Source organism: Pseudonocardia broussonetiae, from assembly GCF_013155125.1.
In the GTDB taxonomy this organism is placed as follows: domain Bacteria; phylum Actinomycetota; class Actinomycetes; order Mycobacteriales; family Pseudonocardiaceae; genus Pseudonocardia; species Pseudonocardia broussonetiae.
On record NZ_CP053564.1, the window covers coordinates 596,668 to 615,077 of the forward strand.

Sequence of the window (18,410 nt, forward strand, 5' to 3'; positions counted from 1 at the left end):
CGAGAACACCACGGGCACGGTGAGTGGGAGGAGGAGCCGATGGCAGCTCCAGCAGAGGCCGGCCGGGACTTCTGGCGCGAGGTGCTCGTCGCGGGCGGGTCCACCGCCGTGCCCCGGTGGGCCCCGGAGCCCGTCGCAGGCGTCGCCGAGCACGTGGCGAGGATCCCCGACGGGGTGCTGACGGCGCTGCGCCGGCTCGCCGATGAGCAGGGGACGCCGCCGGCCTCCCTGGTGACGGCCGCGCACGCCGCGGTGCTCGCCGCGCTGTCCGGCGAGCGGGGGGTCGTGACCGGGTACGTGCCCGCGGCGGGCGGGCGGCCGCTGCCCCTGCGGCTGACGACCGAGCCCCGGTCGTGGCGCGCGCTGTCGGCGGAGGCCCACCGGGCCACGGCGGAGCTGGTCGCCCACGCGGGGTTCCCCGTCGACGAGCTGCTGTACGAGCTGGGCGTGGCCGGGCCGTCGTTCGAGACCGTGCTCGACCCGACCGGCGGCGACGGCGAGCTGTCCGACGGCGTCGTGCTGCGCGTGGGGTTCACGGGGGACGCGCTGCGCCTGCTCCACCGGACCGACGTGCTCGACGCGGACTGCGCCGCCCGGATCGCCGGCTACCACCTCACCGCGCTCGGGCGGCTCGCCGCCGAGCCGGACGCCGATCACCGACGGCACGGCCTCGTGGGCGCCGAGGAGCGGCGGTTCCAGCTCGACGGCCTCGCCGGCCCGCAGCGGGATCTCCCGGACCGCCGCTTCCACGAGCTGTTCGAACAGCGCGTGGCGCTCCATCCGGACGCCGTGGCGGCCGTGCACGGCGACCGGAGCTGGACCTACCGGGAGCTCAACACCCGCGCCAACCGGCTGGGCCGGGCCCTGCTGGCGCGGGGCCTGGGCCGCGAGGACGTGGTCGCGGTGGTGACCGAGCGCAACCTGGACTGGATGGCCGCCGTGCTCGCGGTGTTCAAGGCCGGGGGCGCCTACCTCCCCGTCGAGCCGCACTTCCCGGCCGACCGCATCGCGACCACCCTCTCCCGCGCGGGGTGCGCGCTGGTGCTCACCGAACCCGGGTCCACCACCACGCTCGACCAGGCACTCGGCTCGCTGCCCGGCGTCCGGTCGCTGCTCGTCGAGGACGCCTACCGGGAGGACCACCCCGACGGCGACCTCGGGATCGCCGTCACGGCCGACCAGCTCGCGTACATCTACTTCACCTCCGGCTCCACCGGCGAGCCCAAGGGTGTGATGTGCGAGCAGGCCGGCATGCTCAACCACCTCCTCGCGAAGATCGAGGACCTCGAGGTGGCCGAGGGCGAGGTGCTGGCCCAGACCGCGCCCCAGTGCTTCGACATCTCGCTGTGGCAGCTGGTGGCCGCGCTGCTGGTCGGCGGGCGGACCCTGCTCGTCGAGCAGGAGGTGATCCTGGACGTCGCGCGGTTCGTCGACACGGTCGTCGACGCGCGGGTCGGCGTGCTCCAGATCGTGCCGTCCTACCTCGACGTCGTGGTCGCCTACCTGGAGCAGCACCCGCGCGTCCTGCCGGACCTGCACTGCGTCTCGACCACGGGCGAGGCGCTGAAGAAGGAACTGGCGCAGCGCTGGTTCGCCGCCCAGCCGGGGATCGCCCTGGCCAACGCCTACGGCCTGACCGAGACCTCGGACGACACCAACCACGAGGTCATGCACCGGGCGCCGGACGGGCCACGGGTCCCGCTCGGCGCCGCCGTCCGCAACGTCCGCGTCTACGTCGTCGACGAGCACCTGGAGCCGGTGCCGCTCGGCGCCCCGGGCGAGATCGTCTTCTCCGGGGTCTGCGTCGGGCGCGGCTACGTCAACGACCCCGAGCGCACCCGGGCGGTGTTCACGGCCGACCCGCACCGCGACGGCGACCGGCTCTACCGCAGTGGCGACCACGGACGCTGGCTGCCCGACGGCAAGCTGGAGTTCCTCGGGCGCCGGGACACCCAGATCAAGATCCGGGGCTTCCGGATCGAGATGGGCGAGATCGAGAACACCCTGCTGAGGGTGCCCGGGGTCCGCGACGGCGCCGTGGTGGTCGCCGAGCTCGCCGGCGGCAGCAGCCACCTGGTGGCCTTCTACTCCGGCGTGGCGGCCGAGCCCGACCTGCTGCGCGACCGGCTGGCCGGGTCGTTGCCCTCGTACATGGTCCCGTCGGCCTTCCACCACCGCGAGTCGCTGCCGCTGACCGCGAACGGCAAGATCGACAGGAAGGCGCTCTCGGCGCTCGCCGGGGAGCTCGACGTCGTCGGGCAGCCCTACGACGCGCCGATCACGCCGACCGAGCAGTGGCTGGCGGCCTCCTGGGCCGCGCTGTTCGGCGTGCCCGCCGAGCAGATCGGGCGCGGGGACCACTTCTTCGACCGGGGCGGCACGTCGCTCTCGGCGGTCAAGCTGGCGATCGCGCTGAAGCGCGTGGTGTCGCTCAAGGACGTCACCCGGCACCCGGTCCTCGCCGATCTGGCCGGGCTGGTCGACAGCAGGTCGGAGGGTCGGCCGGAGTCGCAGCCCGCGCTGCTGCAGCCGCTGTCGCAGACCGACGGCGCGCCGACCGGCGCTCTGGTGTGCTTCCCCTACGCCGGGGGCAACGCGGTGAACTTCCGGCCGTTGGCGGGGGCCCTGCGGGGCAGCGGGATCGCCGTCCACGCCGTCGAGCTGCCCGGTCACGACGTCGCCGGGCGGAGCGAGCCGTTCGCCCCGCTGGCGCAGGTGGTCGACCAGGTCGTCGCCGAGATCACCGGGCTCGGCCTGACCGGGGTCATGCTGTGGGGCCACTCCGCCGGCGCCGCGTTCGCGTGGGCGACGGCCCACCGGCTGCAGGAGCGCGGGGTCGACGTCGCGGGCGTGTTCCTGTGCGCGCAGCTGCTCGGCACGGCCGCCGACCGTCGCGCCGGGATCACCGAGCTGGCCGGACGCAGCGACGCCGAGATCGCCGCCGGGCTGAGCGGGGACGGCGGCTACACCGAGCTCGGTGAGCTCGACACCGAGCGCGCCGCGCACGTCGGCGCGGCCTACCGGCACGACTACGTGTCGGCCAACCGCCACCTCGCCGACCTCCTCGACGCCCCACCGGCGGTGAAGCTGTCCGCCCCGGTCACCGTCGTCGTCGCGGCCGACGACCCGAGCACCGCGCAGTCACCGCACCGCGCGCGGGACTGGCAGCTGGTGGCCGAGCGCGTCGAGCTGCACGAGCTGGCGGACGGCGGCCACTACTTCCTGCGCACCCGGCCTGAGGAGGCGGCGCAGGCCGTGCTCCGCGCCACCGAACTGTTGTCCTCGTGAGCGGCTACGGAAAGGAACCTCCCATGTCCTCCTCGTTCCCGGCATCGTCCCCCGCCCTGCTCGACCTGGATCTGCGACCCGGCAGGCCGCCGGTGCTGCAGGCCGACTCCGTCGGCGGCATGGGCTGGGACGAGTACCGGGACGCGCTGCGCGCCGCCGTCGTCCGGCACGGGGCGGTCCTGGTCCGCGGCCTCGGGCTGCGCGACGCGGAGGACGTCGCCGACGTCTTCCGGGGGCTGGCCACCACCCTGATGACGGAGAGGGAGGCGTTCGCCTCCCGCCAGAGCTACTCCGAGGGCGTGTACTCGTCGTCGACGTGGCCCGCGAACCAGCCGATGTGCATGCACCACGAGCTGAGCTACGCCGTCGAGTTCCCCAGCCTGATGATGTTCGCCTGCCTGGGCGCGCCGACCGACGGCGGGGCGACCGCCGTGGCCGACTCACCGACCGTCCTCGCCGCACTGCCCCGTGGGCTGGTCGACCGGTTCGAACGGGAGGGCTGGCTGCTGACCCGCAGCTACAACGACGAGATCGGCGCGACCGTCGCCGAGGCGTTCGGCACCGAGGACCGGGCCGCCGTGGAGGGCTACTGCCGCGCGAACGCGATCGAGTTCCAGTGGCAGCCCGACGGCGGGCTGCGCACCCGCCAGCGGCGTGCCGCGGTGGTGCGCCACCCGCTCACCGGGCAGCGCTGCTGGTTCAACCAGGTCGCCTTCCTCAACGAGTGGACGATGGCGCCCGAGGTGCGGGAGTACCTGGTGGACGTCTACGGCCCCGACGGGCTCCCGTTCAACACCCGCTTCGGCAACGGCGAGCCGATCGGCGCCGACGTCGTCGACCTGCTCGCCGGCGTCTACGACGCGCACACCGTGCGCGAGCCGTGGCAGGCCGGTGACCTGATGCTCGTCGACAACATCCGCGCCGCGCACAGCAGGGAGGCCTACTCCGGACCGCGCGAGGTGCTGGTCGCGATGGCCGACCCGATGCGCGCCGGCGCCTGATCGCCGGGACCGGAGATGACCACCACCGATCCCACCGCCACCGAGTCCACCACGTCCGGGCCCACCACCTCCGGGCCGCTCACCGTGCCACCGTTCGCGGTGATCTCGGGCGCCCAGGTCCAGCAGGCGCTGCAGGGGCGCGAGGAGCAGATCGTCCAGCTGGTCGAGACCACCTACCGGATCCACGGCGCGGGCGACTCGGTGAACCCGCCGTCGTACTTCCTGCGGTTCCCCGACCGGCCGTCGTCCCGGATCATCGCGCTGCCGGCCTCGATCGGCGGGCAGGTGCGGGTCGACGGCCTGAAGTGGATCTCGAGCTTCCCGGGCAACACGGCGTCGGGCATCCCGAGGGCCTCGGCCGTGCTGATCCTCAACGACCACGACACCGGCTACCCGTTCGCGTGCCTGGAGAGCTCGATCATCAGCGCCACCAGGACGGCCGCCTCGGCCGCCCTGGCGGCCGACCACCTCAGCCGCGGCCGGCCGCGCCCGACCCGCGTCGGGTTCTTCGGGACCGGCCTGATCGCCCGCTACATCCACACCTTCCTGGCCGCCACCGGGTGGTCGTTCGACGAGATCGGCGTGCACGACCTGTCCGCCGAGAGCGCTGCGGGGTTCTGCGGCCGGCTGGAGCAGGCGGGGGCCGGGGGCCGGGTGACCGTGCACGAGAGCGCGGAGCAGCTGATCCGGTCCAGCGACCTGGTGGTGTTCGCCACGATCGCCGGGACGCCGCACGTCAGCGAGCCCGCGTGGTTCGACCACCGTCCACTGGTGCTGCACGTGTCGCTGCGCGACCTCGCACCGGAGGTACTGCTCGCCTCGACCAACATCGTCGACGACGTCGAGCACTGCCTCAAGGCCGACACCTCACCGCACCTCGTCGAGCAGCTCACCGGCAACCGGGACTTCCTGGCGGGCACGCTGGACGACGTGATCAGCGGGCGCACGACGGTCCCGGCGGACCGCCCGACGGTGTTCTCGCCCTTCGGGCTCGGGGTGCTCGACCTCGCGGTCGGCAAGTTCGTCTACGACGAGGTTTCCCGGTCCGGCGCCCTGCACGTCGTCGACGACTTCTTCCACGAACGGCGCCGCTTCGGCTAGGGGTCGTTGACAGCCGGGAGGGCGACGGGCCGCCACCGCGGGGCGGGTCGCGCGTTGTACCGGGCATGGACACCGTCGCCCGGCTCGCGGGCTGCGCCGCCGCGCTGGCGCTCGTGTTCGGCGCCGCGTTCGGCGTCGGGGCGGCGGTGGGCGAGCCGCCGGTGGTGCCGGTGCCGGCGGCGCAGCAGGCCGACGACCGGGCCGACGAGCACGTGCCCGTCCTCCCCGACCCCGCCGACGGCCTCTCCGCCACCGCCGCGGGCTACACGCTCGTGCCCGCCGTCGACACGCTGGTTCCCGGTGAGCGGGGCGAGTACGCGTTCACGGTGACCGGGCCCGACGGGGAGCCGGTCACCGACGTGGAGGTCGTGCACGAGGAGCCGGTGCACCTGGTCGTGGTGCGCCGCGACGCCGCGGGCTTCCAGCACCTGCACCCCGAGGTCGGCCCCGACGGCGTCTGGCGGACCCCGCTGACGCTGCCCGCGGGCGGGATCTACCGCGTCTACGCCGACCTCGCGCCGACCGGCGGCCCCGCGCTCGTCCTCGGCACCGACCTGTTCGCGCCCGGCGACTTCACGCCCATCCCGTTCGGCCCGTCGCGGGTGGCGCAGGTCGACGGCTACCAGGTGCGCCTCGACGGCGGGCTCGTGCCCGGCGAGGCGTCCCCCGTGTTCGCGACGGTCAGCCTCGACGGCGCCCCGGTCACCGACCTGCAGCCCTACCTCGGCGCGTTCGGCCACCTCGTCGCGCTGCGCCGCGCCGACCTCGCCTACGCGCACGCCCACCCCGGCGCGCCGGCGCCCGCCGCGGGCGACCGCGCCGGGCCGGGGATCGCGTTCGCCGCCGAGGTGCCGTCGGCCGGCGGGTACCGGCTGTTCCTGGAGTTCCGCCACGGCGGTGTCGTCCGCACCGCCGAGTTCACCGTGGACGTCGGCTGACGTGCACCGCGTCCCCGGCCCGGCCGCGGCGGCGGCGGTCGTCGTGCTCTCGGCCGTGCCGCCGTGGCAGTTCCGCAACTGGCAGTGGATCGCGCTCGCCCTCGCCGTGCCCGTCGTGCTGGCCGGGCTGCGGTCGGTCCGGGCCCGGCCCGGCACCGCGGAGCTCCTGACGGCCGCGGGCGCCGCGGGTGCGCTGGCGTGGTCGGCGTGGGTGCTGGTGGACGGCGGCGCGGGCGCGCCCGGGCTCGTCCAGCCCGCCGGGGCGCCGGTGCTGGCGCTGGACGCCGCGGCGGTGCTGGCGGTGCTGCTGCTGGTGCGCGACACCGGCGCGGACGGTCGACTCGCGCGCCCGGTCGCGGCCGTCGCCGCGCTCGTCGCCGCCGCGGCGGTGGCGGCGCTGGGGTTCCGGCTCGGGGCGGGCGACCCGGTGGGGGCGTTCTCGACGGCCGCCGCGGTGCTGGTCGCCGGGGCCCCGGCCGCGCTGCTGGTGCTCCCCCGCGTCCCCGACCCGTCGCCGCGGGTGGTCGTCGCCGCCGCCCACGGGCCCGGCGTGCTGCGCACCGCGGGCGCCCTGCACACCGCCGTGGGCGGCGACGGGCCGGTCGGGCGGGCCGTCGCCGACGCGGCGGGCCGCCGGCACCGCACGCTGCCCGGCGTCTCCGACGCCGACGGCGACCCCGCCACCGGCCTGCGCGGGGTGCTCTCGGAGTTCGCGGCGCCCGACGTCGTCGTCGCCCACGCCGCGCTCGCCGGCCCGCCGGACTGGCTGCGCGCGCACGGCGTCGAGCCCACCGCGGGCGCGGTGCAGGCGCACGGGCAGGGCGCGACGGTGTGGTGCGTGGCCTGGGACGGCGTCGCGCGCGGCTGGCTGGAGCTCGCGACGGCCCCGCCGCCCGGCACCCGGCGGCACGGGCTCGCCGCCGCCGTCGCGCTCGGGGCGGCGGCGCTCGGGGCGGGCGCGGCGGTGGCCGGGGCGCTGCCGCCCGCGAACGCCGGAGCGCTGCCCGCCGGCGTCGCGCTGCTGGTCGCGGCGGTGCGCCTGCTGCCGCTGCCCGACGGGGACCGCCACCGGCACCCGATCGGGGCTACCAGCCGGTAGGGTGTGCTTCCGCCCCCGACCGGGGCACGCACGCGATCGGAAGGCTCCGCCCATGACCGACCTCCCGGGCCGATGACCGAGGCCAGCGCGCCCCCGCACCGCGGGGCACGCCTCTCCCGCAGTGCCCGCCGCGCCCAGCTCCTCGTCGCCGCGCGCGACGTGTTCGCCGCGCAGGGCTACCACTCCGCCGCGATGGACGACATCGCCGAGAAGGCCGGCGTCAGCAAGCCGGTGCTCTACCAGCACTTCCCCGGCAAGATGGAGCTCTACCGGGCGCTGCTGACGACCTACGCCGACGAGCTCGTCGAGCGCGTCCGCACCGCACTGAGCCACCACACCGACAACCACGCCCGGGCCCGCGCGTCCGTGGCGGCCTACTTCGACTTCGTCGCCGACGAGGGCAGCTCGTTCCGGCTGATCTTCGAGTCCGACCTGCGCGGCGAGCCCGAGGCGGCCGCGGTCGTCGAGGGGGCGTCGAGCCGCTGCATCGACCTCATCGCCGAGGCCGTCACCACCGACGCGGGTCTCGACGCGGCACGGGCGCGACTGCTCGCCGTCGGCGTCGTCGGGCTCAGCCAGGTCACGGCGCAGTACTGGCTCGACTCGGGCAAGGTCGTGCCGCGCGACGAGGCCGTCGAGCTGGCCACGGGCCTCGCCTGGCGCGGGCTGGCCGGCTTTCCCCTGATCAACCCCCCCGGCACGGGGTGAGTGACGACACCGCCGGCGGGAGCCGGCTGACGGCGCGGCGCGACGTGGCCCGCCCGCTGTCGGCGGCACTGGTGTCGGCGTCGGCGATCCCCCTGTTCGGCCTGCAGGAGCGCCCGGCCGGCTACGCGGTGCTGGTCGTCGGGCTCGTCGTCGCCGCGCTGGTCGACCGGGCGCTGCTGCGGCACCTGCTCCTCATCGGGGCCGGCCTGGTGATCATCAGCTCGATGTCGCTCGAGGCCGACCTCAGCGACGCCGGGATGCTGCGGTTCACCGTCACCCTGACGGCGGCGGTCGCGGTGCCCTACGCGATCTCCCGGTGGGTGTACCGGGAGGACGTCATCACCTTCCCCATCGGCACCGGGAACAGGTGGAGCCGGTTCGAGTTCGGCTACCTCGCGCTGGTCGTCGTCGGCGGGTACCTGATCCTCCCGGTGTACTTCCTGGGCTCCGGGGCGTACCTGAACTGGCCCGAGATCTCCGGGGCGAACGAGATCGCGCGGCTCTTCGTCGGCGTCAACGGCGTCGGGCTGTGGGACGAGCTGTTCTTCGTGTGCACGGTCTTCGCCCTGCTCCGGCGGCACTTCCCGTTCTGGCAGGCCAACCTGCTGCAGGCCGTCGTGTTCGTGTCGTTCCTGTGGGAGCTCGGGTACCGGGCCTGGGGCCCGCTGCTCACGATCCCGTTCGCCCTGCTGCAGGGCTACATCTTCCAGCGCACCCGCTCCCTGCCGTACGTGGTCACCGTGCACCTGACGTTCGACGTGATCATCTTCGCGATCCTGGTGCACGCCTACAACCCGGACCTGGCGGACGTGTTCGTCACCGACCCGCGGTAGCAGCAGGTGGTCAGGCCGCCTGGCGGCCGAGCGCTCCCCGCACGAGGGCGCCGAGCCGCCCGGACACCCCGGCCACCCGCTCCAGCGGCAGCATGTGCCCGGCCTCCGGGAAGATCGTCAGCGACGCCGAGGGCAGCGCGGCGCGGATCCGCCGGGCCGCGGGCAGCGGGGTGAGCCGGTCGCGGGAGCCGGCGAGCACGACGGTCGGGATCTCGGCGAAGGCGGCCAGCGCGGCGTCGCGCTCGTGCGCGGCGAGCGTCGGCCGGAACCCCGACAGCGTCGACGGGCGGCACGCGGCCAGCGACCGTGCGGTGGTCCGCAGGGCCTCCCGGTCGGCGTCGGGCCCCAGCAGCAGCCACTTCGCCGCGGGGGTGAGCGCCCGGGGGCTGCCCAGCCGCGAGCCCGCGGCCCACCGCTTCGACCCGAAGAGCCGCTCCTCCACCGCGCGCACGACCGGGACGGTGCGCTGCGGCAGGCCGAACGAGGTGTTCGCCAGGCCGCCCGACGCCGTCGCGACGAGCCCGATGCCGGCCGCGCGGGCCACCACGTCGGGGTGCCGCTCGGCCAGCGCCATCAGCGTCATCCCGCCCATGGAGTGCCCGGCGAGCACGAGCGGGCCGGTGGGGGCGGTCGCGGCGACGACCGCGGCGAGGTCGTCGGCGAGCTGGTCGAGCGTCATCGACGCCGGGTCGGCGGTGCCGGAGCGCCCGTGCCCGCGGTGGTCGTAGCGCACGACCCGGGCGCCCGGCCCGGCCAGCGCGGACGACACCGGCGCCCAGGTCGTGGAGTCCAGCGTCCAGCCGTGCGCGAGCACGACCGTCACGGGTGCGGTCTCGGGTCCCTCCACCTCGATGTGCAGGGGGACCCCGTCGGAGGCGCGCATCAGACCAGGTGCGCCTTCCGCCAGAGGACCTCCGTCGGGCCGCCGATGAGCTTCTGCTCGCGCAGGAACGGCACCAGCTTGCGCGCCGACCACCGCATCATCTCCTGGTGGTGCGGGTTGGCCTGCGCGGCCCGGTACCCGACGGCGGGGTCGATGCCGACCGAGGCGTAGACGTCGCGGTGGATGAGGTTCTTGGCGACGACGTAGGCGATCCGCGCCGTGAGGTAGTTGGCCAGCGCCCGCTGCGCCGGGTTGATCTTCGGCATGATCCGCACGAGCTCCTCGCGGGCGTAGCGGACGTGCCGCGCCTCCTCCGTCACGTGGATCTTGTTGACCATCCGGGTGAGCGGCTGCACGGTCTCGTCGCGCATCGCCTCGCGCTGGAGCTGGTCGAGGATCTCCTCGACGAACAGCGTGCCCGCGAACATCGCCGGCCCCGAGGCGAGCGCCTTGAAGCCGCGGCCGAGCTCGTGGACCAGGCGGCGCGGGCGGTAGTCGGGCACCCCGCAGTGCGCGTTCATCTTCGCGAACATGATCGAGTGCCGGCACTCGTCGGCGATCTCCACCAGCGCGTACTGGATGTGCTGGCTGCGCGGGTCGCGGTCGTAGGAGTACCGCAGCAGCATCTGCATGAGGATCATCTCGAACCACAGCCCGATGCGGGCGATGCTGCACAGCTCGTGGATCGAGAGCGTGCGCTTCTGCTCGTCGGACAGGGTGTCCCACAGGTCGGTGCCGTAGAGCGAGACCCGGTGCTCCGGGACGCCCCACAGGCCGTCGACGAGCGGCGCGTCCCAGTCGATGTCGATGCTCGGCTCGTAGGAGTGGTCGAGCGAGGACTTGAGCAGCCGTGCGGCCGTGGCCTCACGGTCCCCGACCCTGGCGGCGATCCCTGCGGTCATCGTGGTCCTCCCGGCGCAGTCGTGTCAGAAGCTGTTACCAGCGGTAACTGTTACCTCTGGTACCGTGCCTCCAGTGCAGCCTCCTGTCAAGCCCGGCGACCGCCAGGCCCGCCGCGCGCAGCGCCGGGCCGAGATGGTCCAGGCCGCCATGGACGCCGTCCGCCGGCACGGCCCCGGCGTCTCGGTCGCCGACATCGCGGCCGAGGCGGGCATCACCAAACCCGTGCTCTACCGGCACTTCGACGACCGCGCCGACCTCCACCGCGCCGTCGGCCACGAGGCCGCGGCGCTGCTCATGGCCCGCATCGCCCCGGAGCTGATGAAGAACCGGGAGCCCAAGGAGCACATCCGCGGCGTCGTGGACGGCTTCCTGTCCGGCGTCGAGGACGAGCCGCAGCTGTGGCGGTTCGTCGTGCACAACCCGGGCGAGCACACGCCCGGCGCGGAGGTCGTCGACGACGTCCGGCAGACCATCGCGAGCCTGCTCTCCTCGCTCATCGGCGAGCGCCTCAAGGACGCCGGGCTCGACCCGGGCGGCGCGGAGGTCTGGGCCATCGGCCTCGTCGGCATGGTGCAGAGCGCGGGCGACTGGTGGCTCGAGCGGCAGACGATGAGCCGCGCGGGCGTCACCGACTACCTGACCACGCTGATCTGGGGTGGCGTCGCCGGCGTCCTCGACGGTGCGGGCACCGCACCGCACGCGCCGCTGCGCCTGCTGCCCCCCACCGGAACGGGAGAGCAGACATGAGCGACGCCGAGACGCACGACGACGACCACGAGGACGGCTACCGCGGCCCCGCCGTGCTCACCGTCGACGGGGAGGACGTGCCCGTGCGCGTCGTCCTGGACGCCCGGCACGAGCCCCAGGACGGGCGCCTGCACTGGTTCGGCCGCCTGTCCCTGGAGCGCGACGCCGAACCGGCCCTGCTCGGCGCCCTGACGGCCTCGTCGAGCCGCCTGGAGCTGCGCACCGACGGCGGGCGCTCGGAGGCCCGGATCGGCGACCGCGACCCCTGGGGCCGCTTCCGGGTCACCGGCGTGGGCCGCCCGCCCTACGTGATCGAGGAGCCGGCGCTCGACGACGACTGACCCGTGAGTGGATACGAGTGCTCCCGCACTCGTATCCACTCACGGGTGCGGAACGCACCCGGGAACGCGTCGAGGGGGCTCCGGCGGACCGGAACCCCCTCGACGTGCTCCTGGCGCGCTCAGCCGATGGCGAAGCCGACGCGGCGGCCGTCCTCGGGCGCGATCTCCACGTAGGAGATCTGGGCCGAGCGGACGATGTACTTCCGGCCCTTCTCGTCGACCAGCCGCAGCAGGCCGCCCTCGCCGCCGGCGAGCGCCTCGTCGACGAGCTTGGCGACCTCGTCCGGGGTCTGGTCGCTGGACACCACGAGCTCGCGCTGGCTCTCCGCGATGCCGATCTTGACCTCCACCGGGGGACCTCCTGGTCGTGACGAACGGGAACTGACGAGGTCCAGGCTAGTCGAGCCGGGGCGCCGCGGCCCGGACGGGCGTCCGCCGTGAGCGAAACGGCCCGACCGGCCTCAGGACAGGCCGAGCCGGGTCATCCGCTTGCCGTGGTTGAGCTGCAGGCGCCGGAGCAGGGCGCCGATGCCGGCGAGGTCGCCCGAGCCCGTGACGATGAACTCGGCCAGCTCGTCGCGCTCGGCCACGATGTGCTGGGCCTGCGTGACGGCCTCCCCGAGCAGCCGCCGCCCCCACAGGGCGAGCCGGTCGTGCACCTGGCGGTCGGCCTCGCACGCGGCGCGGACCTCCCGCTCGGCGAACGCGCTGTGCCCGGTGTCGGCCAGGACGTGGCGCACCAGCTCGCCGGTGGGGCCGGACACCCAGGCGGCGACCTCGCGGTAGAAGTCGGCGCCCAGCCCGTCGCCGAGGTAGGCCTTGACCAGCGACTCCAGCCAGCTCCGGGGCGCGGTCGACGCGTGGTAGGCGTTCCACATGCCGACGAAGGGCGCCATCGCCTCCTCGATCGGCACGCCGATGCCGTGCAGGTGCTCCTCCAGCATGCGGAAGTGGCCGATCTCCGCGGCCGCCATCGACGACAGCGCCGCGCGCCCGCTCAGCGTCGGGGCGTGGCGGGCGTCCTCGGCGAGCCGGTCGAACGCGGACAGCTCGCCGTACGCCAGCACGCCGAGCAGATCGATCGTGGCCCGCCCGGAGGCGGTCCCGGCGTCCGTGCCGCTCACGGTCCCGCTCATCGCGCCGTCCCACCCATCAGCGCCGTCCCACCCATTCGCACTGCCTCGCTCATCGCCGTCGCGCCCTCGCCGTCCCGCTCGTCCCGCCGCCGGTCCGCACCCCCGGTCGACCCGGCCGGAACGCCCGTGACCGGGAGCCTAGATGCCGCGCCACCCGTCCGGGGCGGCGCACGTCACGACACGTCGCGGCACGCCGGACTCCCCCACCACCTCCCCGGCGGGTAGGATGCGACCCAGCGCAGCACCCGTACGGGGTGCGCGCCTACCCGCGGCCCGCATCCGACGACGGTCAGGCCGCAACGACCTGGTGCGTGCAGCGCCTCGTCGGCTCTCCCACGAGGCGCGCGCGCCGGTGGTCGACGAGCCGGCCCCGGCTCCTGTGCGCGGAGAGAGGCGATCACCCTGTCCGTCGAGACCGCTACCACCCCCATCGGCGCCGCCCCCGAGGACGCCGCGAAGGCGCACCCGCTCACCGGCGACGCCCCCGTGAAGCCCGATTCCCCCACGTTCGCCGCCCTCGGCGTCCGCCCCGAGATCGTGCAGGCCCTCTCCGAGGCCGGCATCGTCCACACGTTCGCGATCCAGGAGCTGACGCTCCCGCTGGCCCTGGCCGGCGAGGACGTCATCGGCCAGGCCCGCACCGGCATGGGCAAGACGCTCGGCTTCGGCGTCCCGCTGCTGCAGCGCGTCACGCCCCCGTCCGAGCAGCCCGCCGCCACGCTCGAGGGCGAGGCCGCCGACCGCACCCGCGACGTCCCGCAGGCGCTCGTCGTCGTCCCCACCCGCGAGCTGTGCGTGCAGGTGGCGCAGGACCTCGCCGACGCCGGCAAGCACCTCGGCATACGCGTCACCGCCATCTACGGCGGGCGCGCCTACGAGCCCCAGCTCGCCGCGCTGCGCAAGGGCGTCGACGTCGTCGTGGGCACCCCCGGTCGCCTGCTCGACCTCGCCGAGCAGCGCCACCTGGTGCTCGGCCGCGTCAAGGCCCTCGTCCTCGACGAGGCCGACGAGATGCTCGACCTGGGCTTCCTGCCCGACGTCGAGCGCATCCTGCGCATGCTCCCCGAGCAGCGCCACACGATGCTGTTCTCGGCCACGATGCCCGGCCCGATCATCGCGCTGAGCCGCCAGTTCCTGCACCGGCCCACGCACATCCGCGCGGAGGAGCCCGACTCGGGCTCGACGCACGAGAACACCACCCAGCACGTCTACCGCGCGCACGCGATGGACAAGGTCGAGCTGCTCACGCGCGTGCTGCAGGCCGAGGGCCGCGGCCTCACGATGATCTTCGCGCGCACCAAGCGCACCGTGCAGCGCGTGGCCGACGACCTCGCCGACCGCGGGTTCGCCGCCGCCGCCGTGCACGGCGACCTGGGCCAGGGCGCCCGCGAGCAGGCGCTGCGCGCGTTCCGCTCCGGCAAGGTCGACGTCCTGGTCGCCACCGACGTCGCCGCCCGCGGCATCGACGTCTCCGACGTCACCCACGTCATCAACTACCAGTGCCCCGAGGACTCCAAGACCTACGTCCACCGGATCGGCCGCACCGGCCGCGCCGGCAAGACCGGCGTCGCGGTCACGCTCGTCGACTGGGACGAGCTGCACAAGTGGAAGACGATCAGCGACGACCTGGGCCTCGACAAGCCCGAGGCGCCGGAGACGTACTCCACCTCGCCGCACCTGTTCACCGACCTCTCGATCCCCACCACCGCCAAGGGCCGCCTGCCGCACTCGCAGCGCACCCGGGCCGGGCTGGAGGCCGAGTACGTCGACACCGAGGGCGACCAGGGCGGCGGCCGCCGTCGCGACCGCGGCCGCGACAAGGTCGGCCCCCGCGCCGCCGAGGAGACGGTGCTGCCCGAGCGCAAGCCGCGCCGCTCGCGGTCGCGCACCCGCAGCCGCGCCGGCGTGACGCTCGAGGGGGGCGAGGCGCCGTCCGCGGCGGCCACCACCGCGCCCGCCACGGCCACCGCGCCCGTCGAGGCGCCGGATCGGGCCGACGCACCCCAGGCCGCTGCCCCGCAGTCCGGACCCGAGTCCGGCCCGCGCTCCGAGTCGGCCGACGGGCGTCCGCGCCGCCGTCGCCGTCGCGGCGGCCGGGGCCGCAGCGGCGGGGCCGAGGGCTCCGCCGACGGCGGCTCCGTCGACGGCGGGTCCGAGGACGCGGCCGCGAGCTGACCCACGGCACCGCAGGAGAGGGGCGCCGCTCGATGCTGCGCACGCAGCCACCCGAGCGGCGCCGCCGCGGCGACCTCGTCGCCGCGGGCCTCGTCGTGGCGCTGCTGGTGGCGCTGACCGTCACGGTCGCCGCCACCAGCGACGTCGCGGGCACCACCTCGACCACGGCCACCGCGCCGATCGAGGCACCACCGCCGGCGTCCGGCGCCCCGGTCGGCTTCGTGCCGGCCTGGGAGGCGCCGAGCCCCGGCACTGCCGGGCCCGTCGTGGCGGGACCGGCCGTCGTCACCGCCGAGGGGTCGACGGTCACCGGCCGCGACGCCCGCACAGGCGAGGAGCGCTGGAGCTACTCCCGCGACCTGCCGCTGTGCACCGTCGGCGCCGGGTTCCCCGGCATCGAGCAGGGCCGCGCGCTGGCCGTCTACGCCAACGAGGACCCGGCGGCCGCCGCCGGCGGCGACGGCGCCTACTGCTCCGAGGTCACGATGCTGCGCGGCGACACCGGCGAGCGGGTCGGCGCCCGCAACCCCGACGCCCGGCCCGGCACGCGGCTGCTCGCCGACGACACCTACGTGCTGGCCACCGGCACCGACCACCTCGAGGTCTGGCGCTCCGACCTCGTCCGCACGCTCGAGTACGGCGAGGTCCCCGCGCAGGAGCAGGTGGGCCGCCAGCCCCGGCCCGGCTGCACCTACGGCTCGGCCGCGCTGGGCGGGCGCCGGGTGGCCGTCGTCGAGCGCTGCCCCGGCGAGTCCGCCGACCGCCTCACCGTGCTCGCCTCCGACGGCGAGGACGGCGCCGAGAAGCCCGAGGAGCGGTTCTCGGTGCCCCTGCCGGGCTCCGGGGCCGTGGTCGTCGCCGTCTCGGAGGAGCAGGTGGCGGTCGCGCTGCCCGACCCGTCGCGCCTCGCCGTGTTCGACGCGGCGGGCGCGCAGGTGTCGGTGAGCGAGGTCGACGCGGTCGTCACCGACCCGCCCGGCGGCGTCGCCCCCACCTCCGCCGACGACGCCCACCGCTACTGGTTCACCGGCACGTCGGTGGTGGCGCTCGACGTCGCGCAGCTCGCCCTGCTCTGGACGCTGCCCGACGCGCTCGGCCCGCCGGTCCGCTACGGCGTCGAGCTGCTGGTGCCGGTCCCCGGCGGTCTGCGGGTCGTCGACGCCGAGCGCGGCCGCCCCGGCCGCCTGCTGCCCGTCGACCGTCCCGACCCGGCCGCCCCCCTCACCCTCGCCGTCGACGGGGACGTGCTGCTGGAGCAGCGCGGCGCCACCGTCACCGCGCTGGTCCCCGCGCCGTAGCGGGAGCGTCCGGACGCCGCGCGGGATCGATCGACTGCTCCTACCCTCGGACGGGTGAGCACCGCGACCGATGTCGGCTACTTCCCGCCCGGCAGCGCGACGCGCCGCGTGATCGGCGACCCGGCCGCCCTCGTCGGCGGGTTCAGCGCACTGTTCCTGCAGGCCCTGCACCCGCGCGCGATGGCGGGCATCGACCAGCACTCGTCGTTCCCCGACGACTTCTGGCCGCGCCTGCAGCGCACCGCCGAGTACGTCACGACGCTCGCGTTCGCCGACACCGCGACGGCCGACCGCGCCGCCGCGCGCGTCCGCGGCATCCACCGCCACGTCCGCGGCACCGACCCGGTCACCGGCCGCCCCTACTCCGCCGACGACCCCGACCTGCTGCGCTGGGTGCACGTCACCGAGGTCAGCTCGTTCTCCGCGGCCGTGCGCCGCCTGGGCCTCATCGACGCCGCGGAGGAGGACCGCTTCCTCGCCGAGCAGGTGCGCGCGGGCGCGCTGCTGGGCGCCGTCGACCTGCCCGCCTCCCGCGCCGAGGTCGACGCGTACTTCGCCGCGGTCCGCCCGGAGCTCGTCGCGAGCCCGGTGGCGCGGCGCGCCGCCCGCCGGCTGGCGTTCGCACCGATCCCGCGGCGGCTGCCGCTGCCGGTGCCGGTGGGGTCGCTCGGCGAGATGGCCGCGTCGGTCGCCCTGGCCCGCCCGGCCTGGAGCGCGGTCGCCGCCGTCGCGATCGGCCTGCTGCCGCCGTGGGCCAAGCAGCTCTACGGCGTGCCGCGCCCGCCCGGCTCCGGGCTGGTCACCACCGCGTCGCTGGGCGCGCTGCGGGCCGCGTTCCTCGGCGTCAGGCGAGCCACAGGGCAGCCAGGACCGCCACGCTGACGCCGACCACGGCGAGCGCCGCGCCCGCCCCGTGACCGCCGTCGGCGGCGCGGTCGGCCCGCACCTGGGCCACGACGGCCACCACCGCGGCCACGGCGTGCCAGGCGAGGAACGCCGGCGCCGGGCCGGGCGAGCCGGTGCGCGTCGCCACCACCCAGGCGACGCCCAGCGCCACCGCCAGCACGACGAGCCCGCCCGCGAGGACGCCCGAGAGCCCCCGCAGCACCGATGCCGCCCTCACGGCGCCAGCCCGTCCCACGGCGCGGGCTCGGGCACCGCGGCGCGTCCCTCGGGGCAGTGCCGGCGCACCTCGCAGGTGCCGCAGCTGGGCGAGACGACGGGCGGGAACAGCACCTCGGGGTCGCCGCCGTCGGCCAGCGCGTCGGTGGCGGCGGCCAGCTCCGCCGCCGTCTCCTCGGCCCGCCGCACGGCCGCGGCCAGCGACGCCTCGTCGTGCTCGTGGGCGTGCACCCCGCCGGTGGGCAGGTGGTGCAGCTCGACGCGGGTGCACGGGCGGCGCAGCGTGCGCGCGGTGGCGACGGCGTAGAGCGCGAGGGCCTCGGACGTGCGCGCGTCGTCGTCGGTGAGGGGGCGCCGGCCCGTCTTGTAGTCGACGACGACGGCCTCGCGCCCGCGCGCGTCGATGCGGTCGACCCGGCCCTCCGCCACGATCCGGTCGGTCGACACCGACACCCACTGCTCGACGCCCAGCGGCTCGTCACCGGCCCGCTCGGCGACGTACGCCGCGACCCAGCCGCGGGCGCGCTCGCGGTGCTCGCGCTGCTGCGCGGCGTCGCGGAAGCCCTCGCCGTTCCAGTTGCGGTCGACGAGCGCCGCCGCGGCGTCGGGGGTGCGGCGCCCGGGCGGGAGCGCGTAGTAGGCGCGCAGCGCCAGGTGCACCACGGCGCCGAGGGTGGCCGTGGCCCGCGCCCCGCCGCGGGAGGTGCGGTCGAGGTAGCCCAGGCGGTAGCGGCGCGGGCAGTCGCGCCAGGTGCCCAGCCGCGACGGCGTCACCTTCACGAGCCGGGGCGCGACGAAGTCGAAGCCCAGCTGACCGGTCACCCGACCCACGGTAGT

18 protein-coding genes are annotated in these 18,410 nt (G+C 75.7%); 12 read left to right on the plus strand and 6 right to left on the minus strand.

Annotated elements, in window-relative coordinates:
- The first annotated feature begins 39 nt into the window (after positions 1-39).
- The 7 genes from HOP40_RS02870 (at position 40) to HOP40_RS02900 (ending at position 8,968) form a co-directional block, all read left to right on the plus strand.
- Positions 40-3,288: a non-ribosomal peptide synthetase gene (locus tag HOP40_RS02870; protein WP_172154362.1), complete on the plus strand. Its 3,249-nt coding sequence runs from the start codon at positions 40-42 to the stop codon at positions 3,286-3,288.
- Between the two features lie 23 nt (positions 3,289-3,311).
- On the plus strand, positions 3,312-4,289 hold the full coding sequence (locus HOP40_RS02875; protein ID WP_172154364.1) for a TauD/TfdA family dioxygenase: 978 nt from the start codon (positions 3,312-3,314) through the stop codon (positions 4,287-4,289).
- Positions 4,290-4,304: 15 nt separating this feature from the next.
- Positions 4,305-5,390: a 2,3-diaminopropionate biosynthesis protein SbnB gene (gene sbnB / locus HOP40_RS02880; protein WP_172154366.1), complete on the plus strand. Its 1,086-nt coding sequence runs from the start codon at positions 4,305-4,307 to the stop codon at positions 5,388-5,390.
- 65 nt (positions 5,391-5,455) lie between these two features.
- Complete coding sequence (locus HOP40_RS02885; RefSeq protein WP_172154368.1) at positions 5,456-6,328, plus strand: hypothetical protein; 873 nt, start codon at positions 5,456-5,458, stop codon at positions 6,326-6,328.
- 1 nt (position 6,329) lies between these two features.
- Positions 6,330-7,427 (plus strand): hypothetical protein, encoded by a 1,098-nt coding sequence (locus tag HOP40_RS02890; RefSeq protein WP_172154370.1) that lies wholly within the window; start codon positions 6,330-6,332, stop codon positions 7,425-7,427.
- Positions 7,428-7,499: 72 nt separating this feature from the next.
- Complete coding sequence (locus HOP40_RS02895; protein ID WP_172154372.1) at positions 7,500-8,135, plus strand: TetR/AcrR family transcriptional regulator; 636 nt, start codon at positions 7,500-7,502, stop codon at positions 8,133-8,135.
- Positions 8,132-8,968, plus strand: a complete 837-nt coding sequence (locus HOP40_RS02900) for a CPBP family intramembrane glutamic endopeptidase (protein ID WP_172154374.1) — start codon at positions 8,132-8,134, stop codon at positions 8,966-8,968. The genes HOP40_RS02895 and HOP40_RS02900 overlap by 4 nt, the downstream gene beginning before the upstream one ends.
- Positions 8,969-8,978: 10 nt before the next feature.
- Here HOP40_RS02900 and HOP40_RS02905 read toward each other — a convergent pair whose 3' ends face one another.
- Both HOP40_RS02905 and HOP40_RS02910 read right to left on the minus strand, forming a co-directional pair.
- Positions 8,979-9,851 carry an alpha/beta fold hydrolase gene (locus HOP40_RS02905; RefSeq protein WP_172154376.1) on the minus strand — a complete coding sequence of 291 codons (873 nt, stop codon included), beginning with the start codon at positions 9,849-9,851 and terminating at the stop codon, positions 8,979-8,981.
- The gene (locus HOP40_RS02910) at positions 9,851-10,753 is read right to left on the minus strand and encodes an AurF N-oxygenase family protein (protein ID WP_172154378.1); all 903 of its coding nucleotides are present in this window, start codon (positions 10,751-10,753) and stop codon (positions 9,851-9,853) included. Before HOP40_RS02910 ends, HOP40_RS02905 begins: the two co-directional genes overlap by 1 nt.
- A 73-nt stretch (positions 10,754-10,826) precedes the next feature.
- On the opposite strand from HOP40_RS02910, the gene HOP40_RS02915 reads away from it, so the two are divergent.
- Entirely contained in the window at positions 10,827-11,501 is a 675-nt protein-coding gene (locus HOP40_RS02915; RefSeq protein WP_240157480.1) for a TetR/AcrR family transcriptional regulator, read from the plus strand.
- Entirely contained in the window at positions 11,498-11,842 is a 345-nt protein-coding gene (locus tag HOP40_RS02920) for a DUF4873 domain-containing protein (RefSeq protein ID WP_172154380.1), read from the plus strand. The genes HOP40_RS02915 and HOP40_RS02920 overlap by 4 nt, the downstream gene beginning before the upstream one ends.
- A gap of 119 nt (positions 11,843-11,961) precedes the next feature.
- On the opposite strand, the gene HOP40_RS02925 is transcribed toward HOP40_RS02920, so the two are convergent.
- Positions 11,962-12,192: a DUF3107 domain-containing protein gene (locus tag HOP40_RS02925; RefSeq protein WP_172154382.1), complete on the minus strand. Its 231-nt coding sequence runs from the start codon at positions 12,190-12,192 to the stop codon at positions 11,962-11,964.
- 111 nt (positions 12,193-12,303) lie between these two features.
- A complete protein-coding gene (locus HOP40_RS02930) occupies positions 12,304-12,978 on the minus strand; it encodes a ferritin-like fold-containing protein (RefSeq protein ID WP_172154384.1) in 675 nt (224 codons plus the stop codon).
- Between the two features lie 486 nt (positions 12,979-13,464).
- On the opposite strand from HOP40_RS02930, the gene HOP40_RS02935 reads away from it, so the two are divergent.
- Genes HOP40_RS02935 through HOP40_RS02945 form a run of 3 tightly spaced genes read left to right on the plus strand, consistent with a single transcriptional unit; the run spans position 13,465 to position 17,333 of the window.
- Positions 13,465-15,153 carry a DEAD/DEAH box helicase gene (locus tag HOP40_RS02935; protein WP_172154386.1) on the plus strand — a complete coding sequence of 563 codons (1,689 nt, stop codon included), beginning with the start codon at positions 13,465-13,467 and terminating at the stop codon, positions 15,151-15,153.
- 32 nt (positions 15,154-15,185) lie between these two features.
- Positions 15,186-16,451, plus strand: coding sequence for an Rv3212 family protein (locus HOP40_RS02940; RefSeq protein WP_172154388.1), 1,266 nt, complete (start codon positions 15,186-15,188; stop codon positions 16,449-16,451).
- 54 nt (positions 16,452-16,505) lie between these two features.
- Positions 16,506-17,333 (plus strand): oxygenase MpaB family protein, encoded by an 828-nt coding sequence (locus HOP40_RS02945; RefSeq protein ID WP_172154390.1) that lies wholly within the window; start codon positions 16,506-16,508, stop codon positions 17,331-17,333.
- Here HOP40_RS02945 and HOP40_RS02950 read toward each other — a convergent pair.
- Positions 17,296-17,574, minus strand: a complete 279-nt coding sequence (locus tag HOP40_RS02950; protein WP_172154392.1) for a hypothetical protein — start codon at positions 17,572-17,574, stop codon at positions 17,296-17,298. The genes HOP40_RS02945 and HOP40_RS02950 overlap by 38 nt on opposite strands.
- Positions 17,571-18,395 (minus strand): RecB family exonuclease, encoded by an 825-nt coding sequence (locus HOP40_RS02955; RefSeq protein WP_172154394.1) that lies wholly within the window; start codon positions 18,393-18,395, stop codon positions 17,571-17,573. Before HOP40_RS02955 ends, HOP40_RS02950 begins: the two co-directional genes overlap by 4 nt.
- Positions 18,396-18,410: the final 15 nt, after the last annotated feature.

Coding starts and splice junctions, on each gene's coding strand:
- HOP40_RS02910 (WP_172154378.1), bottom strand. CDS start 10,753: ATGACCGCAGGGATCGCCGCCAGGGTCGGGGACCGTGAGGCCACGGCC.
- HOP40_RS02920 (WP_172154380.1), top strand. CDS start 11,498: ATGAGCGACGCCGAGACGCACGACGACGACCACGAGGACGGCTACCGC.
- HOP40_RS02870 (WP_172154362.1), top strand. CDS start 40: ATGGCAGCTCCAGCAGAGGCCGGCCGGGACTTCTGGCGCGAGGTGCTC.
- HOP40_RS02940 (WP_172154388.1), top strand. CDS start 15,186: ATGCTGCGCACGCAGCCACCCGAGCGGCGCCGCCGCGGCGACCTCGTC.
- HOP40_RS02875 (WP_172154364.1), top strand. CDS start 3,312: ATGTCCTCCTCGTTCCCGGCATCGTCCCCCGCCCTGCTCGACCTGGAT.
- HOP40_RS02885 (WP_172154368.1), top strand. CDS start 5,456: ATGGACACCGTCGCCCGGCTCGCGGGCTGCGCCGCCGCGCTGGCGCTC.
- sbnB (WP_172154366.1), top strand. CDS start 4,305: ATGACCACCACCGATCCCACCGCCACCGAGTCCACCACGTCCGGGCCC.
- HOP40_RS02905 (WP_172154376.1), bottom strand. CDS start 9,851: ATGCGCGCCTCCGACGGGGTCCCCCTGCACATCGAGGTGGAGGGACCC.
- HOP40_RS02895 (WP_172154372.1), top strand. CDS start 7,500: ATGACCGAGGCCAGCGCGCCCCCGCACCGCGGGGCACGCCTCTCCCGC.
- HOP40_RS02930 (WP_172154384.1), bottom strand. CDS start 12,978: ATGAGCGGGACCGTGAGCGGCACGGACGCCGGGACCGCCTCCGGGCGG.